The organism is Novosphingobium panipatense, from assembly GCF_900182875.1.
Classification (GTDB): Bacteria; Pseudomonadota; Alphaproteobacteria; order Sphingomonadales; family Sphingomonadaceae; genus Novosphingobium; species Novosphingobium panipatense.
The window spans coordinates 1-9,460 of record NZ_FXUI01000033.1; the positions used below are offsets into that span (position 1 = coordinate 1).

A 9,460-nucleotide genomic window follows, 5' to 3' on the forward strand; every position below is an offset into this window, starting at 1 on the left:
GATCGACGATGAGCCTGTCTTGTTCGATTGCCTCGAGTTCGATCCGACGCTTGCAACGACCGATGTGCTCTACGATCTCGGCTTCCTGTTGATGGATCTTTGGGCGCGCGGGCTTCAAACGCAGGCGAATCTGCTGCTGAACCGCTATCTGGACATTTCTCCGCAGGATGAGGCGGGCATAGCGCTCCTCCCCTTGTTTCTTTCCATCCGCGCGACCATCCGGGCCCATGCCTTGGCGGCACAAGCGGCGGGGACACCGGACTCGGACCTAGCGTACAAGGCCCGGCATTATCTGGCGCTCGCCAATAAGCTGCTCGTTCCCGTGCCGCCGCGCCTCGTCGCGATCGGCGGGCTTTCCGGAACCGGAAAGTCGACCATTGCCAGGCTGGTGGCTCCATGTCTGGGTCGGGCTCCCGGTGCCCGAATTCTAAGGTCGGATGTCTTGCGCAAGCGGCTGGCGGGCGTTCCGCCGGAAACCCCGCTTCCCAGTGCCTCTTATACCTCGACAGCAAACGCGGCAGTCTATGGCGAGTTGGAACGATTGGCCAGTCACACCCTGCACGCCGGGCAGGCCGCGATAGCGGACGCGGTCTTTGCAAGGCCGGTGGAGCGCGATGCGATCGGTCGGATCGCACGGCGCCAGGGCCTTCCATTCGAGGGTATCTGGCTCGAAGCCGCGCCCGATCTGTTGAAACAACGAATCACGACGCGCGCGAACGATGCCTCGGATGCCGATGCCGTCGTGGCCGAAGCGCAGGCACATTATGATATCGGCAGTGTTGACTGGCACAAGGTAAGAGCGGACGGCGCACGCGAGGTCGTCGCAGGCAAGGTGCGAACAATCCTCCTCGGAGGAGACCGCTGATCGTCCAATCCGGGCCGAGCGGAACCCGTCTATTCCGTTGTCCGGCCGTCGAAATGTTCGTGCGACGCTTCGGCATCGGCCTTCGTGCGATGGATCGTACCGTCGATATGTTCCGGCGGCCCATAGATGGTGTAAAGCTGCAGCAGCTTGTCGCCGGTGTTGACGATATTGTGCTCGGCCCCGGCAGGAACGATGATGCCGTCATCGCCCTTGATGGCCGTGCGAACGCCATCAATGAGAACCTCGCCGCTGCCCTTCTCGACCCGAAAGAACTGGTCACGATCATCGTGTATTTCGAGCCCAATTTCCTCACCGGGCTTCAAAGCCATGAGCACGAGTTGCAGATTTCGGCCCGTGTAGAGAACACGGCGAAAGTCCTCATTATCCTCGGTCAGATTTTCGATGTCGCCGATAAATCCCTGCATTGTGATGTCCTTCCTGATCTGCCCGCGAGATTCGCTTCAGAGAGTGATCCTGCTGACGGATTATGACAAAGTGTGGTGACGCTTGCCCCGGATCGACATGGCTGTCTGTCCGGGATCATACTTAGGACACGCACACTGCGGCCAGGAGAAGCAGGTAGATGGACGTCGCCGTTTTTAGCACCCGCAGCTATGATCGGGAATTTCTCGATCTGGCCAACGCGGCGGCTGGAAATTCGCACGCCTTGCGTTATTTCGACGCCGGCCTCTCGGAGCAGACGATGGCGCTGGCGGCGGGATCGGATGCGATCTGCGCCTTCGTCAACGACCACCTCGATCGAAACGTGCTCGCCGCGCTTCACGGCCAAGGGACGAAACTGATTGCCTTGCGATGCGCCGGTTTCAATCATGTCGATCTCGAAGCGGCTGAGGCGCTGAAGATCGCCGTCGCGCGCGTACCAGCCTATTCCCCCGCAGCAATTGCCGAACACACCGTCGCGCTCATCCTGTCGCTCAACCGCAAGCTGCACCGGGCCTATGTCCGGGTCCGGGAAGGGAACTTCGCGCTGGACGGCCTGCTTGGGTTCAACCTCGGCAACCGAACAGTCGGGATTGTGGGGACCGGCCGCATTGGAACGCTCGTGGCCCATATCCTTCAAGGATTCGGATGCACGCTATTGGCCTTCGACCCAGTCCCGGATGAGACCCTCGAGCAGCGGGGCGTGACCTACGTGCCGTTCCCCGAGCTGATGGAACGATCCGACATCGTAACCATCCATTGCCCGCTCACGCCGCAAACGCATCATCTGATCAATGCGAACTCGCTCAAGCTGATCCGCGAGGGTGCGATGCTGATCAATACGAGCCGGGGAGCCGTCGTGGATACCCGCGCTGTCATCGCCGGATTGAAGTCGGGAAGGATTGGGGCGTTGGGCCTCGATGTCTATGAAGAAGAAGGTGATCTCTTCTTCCGAAACCTGTCGGAAACCATGCTGCAGGATGATGTTTTCGCGCGCCTCCTGACATTCCCGAATGTCCTCATTACAGGCCATCAGGGCTTTTTCACCCGCGAGGCGCTCACAGCCATCGCGGAGACCACGATCCACAACATCTCGAGCTTCGAAGAGAGCGGTCAGACAGCACATCAGATCGGAACGGAACTCCTGGCCTGAGGATCGATAGTCGTAGGATACAGCGCGACCCCCTCCCCGAGCCTTAAGGGCGAACATGGTGCAGCGACTGACATAGTCTCTCCATGCCGGCAACAGGAGAGCGAGGCCCCCCCTCAACTCCAGCCATCCCGCCTGCCCTCATGACTATCGCGCAAGCCTCGGCGATCGAGAGCGGAGCGGCGAATGCTAAGCTCGACCTCATCGCCCTTGCGCGCGATATGGACATCGCGAGGGTCGATATTGTTGCGCCGGGCATAGTCGTCGGCCGCCTTCTCACTGCCGAACTTACCGGCTTCTTCGAATTCCCATCCCATGGGATTTCTCCTTCATTGCGGCCGGCCCCTCGCCGGCGGCTTCAAGCTACAAATCGAGACCCAGGCTTCGCTCCGGCAGCGGCGGCAGCACGTCGCCGCGATCAGGATTCAGATCGGGTGGGCGCTGCGGATCCTTCGCCGCCGGCACTGCCCCATCTGGCAACGGGGGCAGGTCGGTGGGCAGGGGTGGAAGGTCCGTGAGATCGACGCCCTCGATCGGCCCGGGATCGAACTTGTCGTGGGGGGACGTCCCCTTCTTCCCATCGATGTCGAGGCGACCAAGCGTCTCCATCGCAGAGGTCTTGTTGCCTGGATTCATATCGAGCTGGCGCTCGAGCTTCTCCTTGTCGTCGACGATCATGGTGAGCTCGTCGCGCACGCGGGTGACGCCGACGTTGAACAGGCGCTGGTTCGAGAGGTTGCGCTCGTGCGCGGACATGACGGTGATCGCCTTGTCGGTGGTGATCCCCTGCGCCATGTGCATGTTGAGGCTGTAGGCAAGGTCGAGCCTGGAGAGCATGGGATCACCGAGCCCGAGCGTCAGGAGCGACTTGTCTGCGGTCTCGACCTTCACCCCGTCGGCATCGACGCCGACGACGCGAGCGAGCGCCGCGTTATGCAGGCCGCGCTCCTTGTCGTTGGCGGTCCAGCGGATGCGATCGCCTTCGCGGAGCTGCAGATCCTTCTTCTCCGAGAGCTGGAGCCGATCGCGCTGTTCGGTCGGCGACAGCTTCTGCGGGTCGAACCGGAACTTGCGACGGCCCTCGGCGAGTTCGACCTTGCCATTGGCATGGACCTTGAGGACGTCGTAGCGACCGGCCCTGATGCCTACATCCTGCGCACCGCCGCGGCCGACCTCGAGCGTCTGGCCCGGCCGGTAGGTCGAGGCATAGCGCAGCTCCTCGCGCGTGGTGTTGACCCGCTCGTAGACGGTGAGGTGGATGCCCTGTCCCTTGACGCTGCCCTCGGCGACGAGTCCGTCCTGGATCGCCGAGTTGATGATGGCGCGCGCATCGCGGCCCGAGGCGAAGACGGCGGTTGCTTCCCGCCCGGCCGGATCCAGCGCCAGCCACATGGCGGCCGCCGCGGCGGCTGGCTCGGCCGTCTCGACCACATGGTCCCCCAGCACCTTCATCGCCGCGCCGGCCTTGCCGATATTGGCGAGAGCGGCGACCGTCCGCAGCTGGTCGGTGCGCTGGCGGATGTTCTGGTCCATCCGCGCCACGGTGCCACCGCCCGCCTGGATCATCGCGAAGGCCTTGCCGGCATCGATCGAGGAGAGCTGTTGGCGATCGCCGACCAGCACCAGCTTGTCGACGCCCACCGCTGCCGTGATCTGGTGGAGCTTGAGCATGTCGTTCGACGACACCATCGAAGTTTCGTCGACGATCAGCATGGTGCCGGCGAGCTTCTCGCGCGCCGCCTCGTAGCGGGGCGTATCGCGCTCGGAGATGAAACGCTCGTTGGCAAGCACGAACGAGGCGATCGTCTGCGCCTTGATCCCGGCCCCTTCGGCGAGGTCCGCCACCATCTTGTTCTGAAATGCGAGGCCGGTGATCTCGCGCCCCTCGGCTTCCGCAACCCGGGCCACCGCCTGCAGCATGGTCGACTTGCCCGCGCCGGCGACGCCCTGGACCGACACCGTGCGGTCGGCCGAGGAGAGGATCATCGTCGCCGCGGCAAGCTGTCCCGGGTTCAGAGGAAGCGCCGCCGCATCCTGCAGGCGCTGCGGCGCGTCGGCCGCCGCGACGATCGGTTCGGCTTTCCCTTTGCCCTCATCGACCGCGCCAAGAATCCTCTCCTCGGTGCGCAGCGCCTCCTGCGTGGTCACCATGCGGCCCGTCCGGTCCGCTGCCGTCGCGACGCCCGGAATGAGCTGACGGTTCGTCACGAGCCGGTCGATCCGCTTCTCGATCATATCGACGGTGACGCCCTTGAGACCGAGATCGAGCGCGGTCTTGCTGAGCAGAGCGACGGGCCAGGCGGCTTCGCGTTCGGAAAGGATGCGCACGGCGGACGCGACGCCAAGCTGCGCGCGCGCTTCGGCCGGCGACCTGACCGCTCGGGCAAGCGCATTGTCCACCAAGGGGTCCTGGGGGCGAAGGAGCGCACCCAGCGTCTGGCGGGCGCCATCGACGGCATCGACGATCGCGCGGTAGCCGCGTTCGAGTGCATTTTCGGACGGCGTCAGCCCTGCGCGCGCCTCGGCCGCCGCGCGCAATTCCTTTCCGTCGAACCCGAGCGCAGCGGCCCTGTCCACCCAGTCCTGCTTCAGCGCGGCGCGGTCCTCGACATCGAGCTTGGGATCGCGCGACCGCTTGGTGATCTCGCGCAGACCCTCGGGCGACTTGATCCCGAGCTGGGTCGCACGGTCGAGGATCTCTTCGCGCCGCTGGCTATATTCGGCGATCACCGCCTTGGGCACGCCGGCGATCTCGAACGTGCCGTGCTTGCCCTTCATGTCGAGCTGGTAGCCGATCCGCTCGAGCTCGGAACGGAGGTAAGCGTGGTAGATCGAACCGATGATGCTGTTGTGGCTCCAGATCTTGTCGGCATGCAGCGCCTGCCATTTGCCGTCGGGCATGCGGGTGAGGTTGGCGATAACGGCGTGGATATGCGCCTGCGGGTCGAGCGCCCGGCTGGTATCGTGCTGGAAGAGTGCATAGACGAGATTGCCGGTCTGGACCGGAACCTTGCGGCCCTCGACATCGCGCCGCCCCTCGGCGAGGTTCTTCTCGACCCAGGCCATGGTCGCCTTGACCGCGGCCATGTTGGCGCCGAGCACGCGCTTGTCGCCGGCGACATAGGCCATGACCGACGCGGACTTCGGCATCGAGAAAGTAAGGTCGACGCCGGCGCGCCGATTTTCGACCTGCGCGACCGCCTCGCCGCTCGGCAGGATGCCGTTGAGCACGCCCTCGAAGGCCTCCTTGGAGACCTCGCCGGACAGCCCGATCGCATCGGCGCCCTCCCCCGCCCAGGCGGTGGCCTCGGACGATCCCTCGACGGTATAATAGTCGTCCTTTGCGAAGTAGTTCGCGGCGCCGGATGCGGAGCGGACGGCGGCGACCGACAGCATGGATCAGATCCCCATGTCGACGCCGTCGTCGCCGCGGCCTGGGTGGAAGGCCTGGCGCAGCTCGACCGGTGTCAGATCCTCGACCTGGGGCGCTCGCGGCGTATCGGTCCGCCGCTCGCTTCCCCGGTCCCTCTCGCGCGTCGCGACCGGCTGCTCCTCGCCATTGGCGCGGCCCGCCTGGGCCCTGTCCGCGGCGTGTAGCGTGGGCGCGGTCTGCTCATCGCGATCGTCGGCACGCTGGGCGGCCCGGCTCGCAGCATCGTCCACTTCCTCGACCTCGGCAGACAGGATGCGCGCGGCCAGATCCTTCGCGAGATTGGTGCTTTCGGACACTTCCTCGATCACCTGCCCGGCGCCGTCCCGTCCGCCCGCTTCCCCTGCCCCGTCCTCCTCGAACGCTTCCTCTCCGCGCTTCGACCGAACCGGCCCGATATCGGGCCGTTGGACGAAGCCCTGGGAGACCTGGGGATAGTCCTTCCACTCGAGCAAGATCCGCGCGGCGGGAAAGCCGTCGGGGAATTTCACGAAGCCGTGCATCGAGGGCAGGTTGGTGATGTCGTCGGCAATGACGAGCGGCTCGACCTGCTTGCGCGGGGTCAGCGTCGAGGCGTCGCGCGTGTTGTTGTAGCCGTAGCTATAGGCCTCATCCATCTGGCGGACCTCGCGGTTGCCAATATAGCGTGCGCATTGCTCGGCCGTGTCGAGATCGGCGGTCGCGAGAATGAGTTTCGAGCGGGCGAGCGAGGCAAGATTTCTCGCGCCCTGCTCGCCATAGACCTCGACGAGTTTCTCGAAGCTGTGGATGCCGAGGATCATTGCACCACCGAACGCGCGCGCGGTCTGAAGACCGTTTTCGATCGCCGGCAATTTGTGAAGCGCGCCGAGCTCGTCGAACATGAACCAGGTCCGCAAGCTACGTGTGCGCGGCAGCGTCATCAGGCGGTTGATGGCGAGGTCCATCCAGAGCGTCAGCAGCGCCCGGTTCATCGGCAGATCGACATAGCTCGACGTCACGAAGAGGATCGATCCCGGCTTCTTCTCCCCGCAGATCCAGTCGCGGATCGAGAAGGGCTCGCCGTCGTCAGGGAGGAAGCGCAAGGCCTGGGCGTTGGTGTTGAAGACCGCGCGGATCGATTCCGCCATGCGCGCAGCTTCCGGCGCGGTCAGCGGGTCTGCGATGGTATTGGCGAGGAAGCGGTGAACGCGCTTCAGGTCGGCGGTCATCAGGTTCTCGGACAGCGCGAGATTCGTAGTCTGTCCGCGCTCCATCAAGCGGATGCACATCTCGATGAAGAGGGTGCGCGCGGCGAGCGCCCAGAAGGGCTCGGACGAACCACCATCCGACGGTATCAGGGCAGCAGCAGCAGCGGTGAACTCGCTGTGCGTGCGGCAGTCGTTGAAGATCGACCAGGCCGGGCAGCGCGCGTCCATGGGATTGAGGATCGTGTCGCGCGCGGGGTCATAGAAGGCTTCGACATAGGCGCCGGTGAGGTCGAAGATGACGGCGGTGTCCTGGCGCTCGCGCATCTGCGTCACAAGGCTCCTGAGCTCGGTGGTCTTGCCCGAGCCGGTGGTGCCGATGAGCATGACGTGGGACTGCTCGGTCCGGTGTGGAAACGGAACACCTGCGAGCGTGTAAGGATGATGGATTCCCGCCCCCTTCCGCTTGCCGAAAGAAAGGCGGAGGACCTGGGCAGGGGACATGCCGGGGAAGAGATCGCGCGCCTCCTCCTCGAACTTCTCGAGATTGTGCTGGCTGATCTCGGCCTGAAGGATGTCGCGGGCCACGAGCATCGCCCCGCGTTCGTGCCGTTCCTGAAGGATCGAACGCCCCCGCCGATGCGACAGATCGACGAACCAGATGGCCACCGGAATGGTCACGAAGATCGAGATCAGAAAGGCTCCCAGGAGACCGCGCATCGCGGTGCTCCAAGCCTTGATTACTTCGGGGATATAAGGGACCGCCTGCATCACCGTTCGCATGATGTCGCCGCTCGGCAACGTGACGTTGACGCGTTTGTTTGGATCGAGGTCGATCCAGTTCCAGAGCGTCGCGTAGACCTTCATGCAGACGAGCTGGAAACCGTGCTCGTCGAGCTTGATCGACATGATGATGAACCAGGCGCCGAGGAAGGCGAAGAACCAGAGGATGAAAGGCAGTTTCGCACCCGAGAACCACATGAGCATCTCATGGGTGATGAGCTGGCTGCCGCGGGTGAAATTGCCTGAGTTGCGCTGCACTTTGCCACGCGCGCTGTGATGGGTCAGCGGGATGGCTCTGCCATCGGTGCGGATGTCGTCCTTACGCGCCATGGTAGAGCTCCAGGCGCTTGTCGGTTTCCGCGATGATACGGTCGCGATATTCGGGAAATTGTTCGCGGATGATGATGTCGAGCGCGAGGTGCTGGAACTCGCCGATCCGTGCGATACGGCGCTGACTGGAGGTCAGCAGCTGGCCGGATGACAGGAAGTTGTCGACGGCCGCGCGGAGCAGGTCGGTCAGCGTGCAACCACGTTCGGCAGCGAGCTCGACGAGGCGATCATATTTGCTCCGGTCGAGGCGGACCGTGCAATGCTTGTTGGGGGTCGTCAAACCAGGCCTCCTAGCAGGGAGGCTGGTGGGGTCTCAGAAACCGATCCACCTTATAGCGCAGCCGCGCCAGGAGGGCAAGGAAGTCGCGAGCGACGGGCGCGCTGTGTTCTGACGTAACACGCTGAAATGGCGGATTTTAGCGGTGCTTTCCGCCTCCCGGATGCTGTCCCACAGCAGCACACAGCCCATGGCGCCGCTAACCTATTGGGATCGCTGTCAAAGTCCATGCACCCTGGTGCGTTCGGTGTGCTGCTCTGTACCAGGGCAGATCTCCACCCTCGGGTCGTCATGTGACACAGATGGTCTGGGATGAAAAATGCCTTCGGCGGGGCGCCTCGCCGTCCTTTGGACGGAACGGCGTGCAAGGCGTGATTACGCGAAGCGAGACTGCCAGTCTGCGCGTCTTAGCGTTGTGAACGACGCTGATGGGATTTGTTTGCACGAGGAAAAGTGCACCGAAAAACATCGGCGACGTTCCGCTTTCGAGGCCGGTCGCGAGAGGCTATAGTGTCGCGGTTCATAGCCCGATCAGCGTGAACCAAGAGGCCCTTCATGGCACGCACATTGGAACAGGAAAGAGCCGCGATCGAAAAGGATGTCCGCAAGCTCGAAGAGCGGCGGCAAAGACTGGAAGAGAAGGAACGCGAGGCAGCCATTCAGGCCATCGAGAAGACCGGTCTTCTCAAACTCGAGACAAAGCGGCTGGGGAACCTTCTCGGCCGGATTCGGAGCCTCGGGATAGACGAAGTGGAAAAGCGCCTGACGGCGTGAACAGCCCCCGCCGCGAGCATGCTCGCGGCACGGACATGGAGGGCTCGATGCCCTCCATGTCCGTTCTGACCCCACAGCAAAAAAAGGGAGAGGCGCAGACGCGCCCCTCCCCATCTGTCTCAGAATTCGTCAAGCCGTCCGCCCGGCACGCTGTGGACGATCCGGTCTATGATCGTCATCGGCAGCGCGCCGTAATCGCCCTCGTCGATGGTGATGTAGCCGGCCTCCTCGTCCGCCACGACAT

8 protein-coding genes are annotated in these 9,460 nt (G+C 63.7%); 3 read left to right on the forward strand and 5 right to left on the reverse strand.

What is annotated here, in order from left to right:
• On the forward strand, positions 1-865 hold an 865-nt coding region (locus tag QOL62_RS19285; protein WP_283407273.1), incomplete at its 5' end, for a bifunctional aminoglycoside phosphotransferase/ATP-binding protein.
• A gap of 29 nt (positions 866-894) precedes the next feature.
• Here the strand turns inward: QOL62_RS19285 and QOL62_RS19290 are convergent.
• Positions 895-1,290: a cupin domain-containing protein gene (locus tag QOL62_RS19290; protein ID WP_089221406.1), complete on the reverse strand. Its 396-nt coding sequence runs from the start codon at positions 1,288-1,290 to the stop codon at positions 895-897.
• A gap of 158 nt (positions 1,291-1,448) precedes the next feature.
• On the opposite strand from QOL62_RS19290, the gene QOL62_RS19295 reads away from it, so the two are divergent.
• Positions 1,449-2,459 (forward strand): 2-hydroxyacid dehydrogenase, encoded by a 1,011-nt coding sequence (locus tag QOL62_RS19295; RefSeq protein WP_089221407.1) that lies wholly within the window; start codon positions 1,449-1,451, stop codon positions 2,457-2,459.
• Positions 2,460-2,572: 113 nt separating this feature from the next.
• Here QOL62_RS19295 and QOL62_RS19300 read toward each other — a convergent pair whose 3' ends face one another.
• From QOL62_RS19300 to QOL62_RS19315, 4 genes are read right to left on the reverse strand one after another with little or no spacing between them, the layout of a single operon-like run.
• Positions 2,573-2,773: a hypothetical protein gene (locus QOL62_RS19300; protein ID WP_089221408.1), complete on the reverse strand. Its 201-nt coding sequence runs from the start codon at positions 2,771-2,773 to the stop codon at positions 2,573-2,575.
• A gap of 46 nt (positions 2,774-2,819) precedes the next feature.
• Positions 2,820-5,852 carry a MobF family relaxase gene (mobF, locus tag QOL62_RS19305; RefSeq protein WP_283407274.1) on the reverse strand — a complete coding sequence of 1,011 codons (3,033 nt, stop codon included), beginning with the start codon at positions 5,850-5,852 and terminating at the stop codon, positions 2,820-2,822.
• Positions 5,853-5,855: 3 nt separating this feature from the next.
• A complete protein-coding gene (locus QOL62_RS19310; protein ID WP_089221410.1) occupies positions 5,856-8,165 on the reverse strand; it encodes a type IV secretion system DNA-binding domain-containing protein in 2,310 nt (769 codons plus the stop codon).
• Positions 8,155-8,445, reverse strand: a complete 291-nt coding sequence (locus QOL62_RS19315; protein ID WP_089221411.1) for a hypothetical protein — start codon at positions 8,443-8,445, stop codon at positions 8,155-8,157. Before QOL62_RS19315 ends, QOL62_RS19310 begins: the two co-directional genes overlap by 11 nt.
• 552 nt (positions 8,446-8,997) lie before the next feature.
• On the opposite strand from QOL62_RS19315, the gene QOL62_RS19320 reads away from it, so the two are divergent.
• The gene (locus QOL62_RS19320) at positions 8,998-9,216 is read left to right on the forward strand and encodes a hypothetical protein (RefSeq protein WP_020818471.1); all 219 of its coding nucleotides are present in this window, start codon (positions 8,998-9,000) and stop codon (positions 9,214-9,216) included.
• The last annotated feature ends 244 nt before the right edge of the window (positions 9,217-9,460 follow it).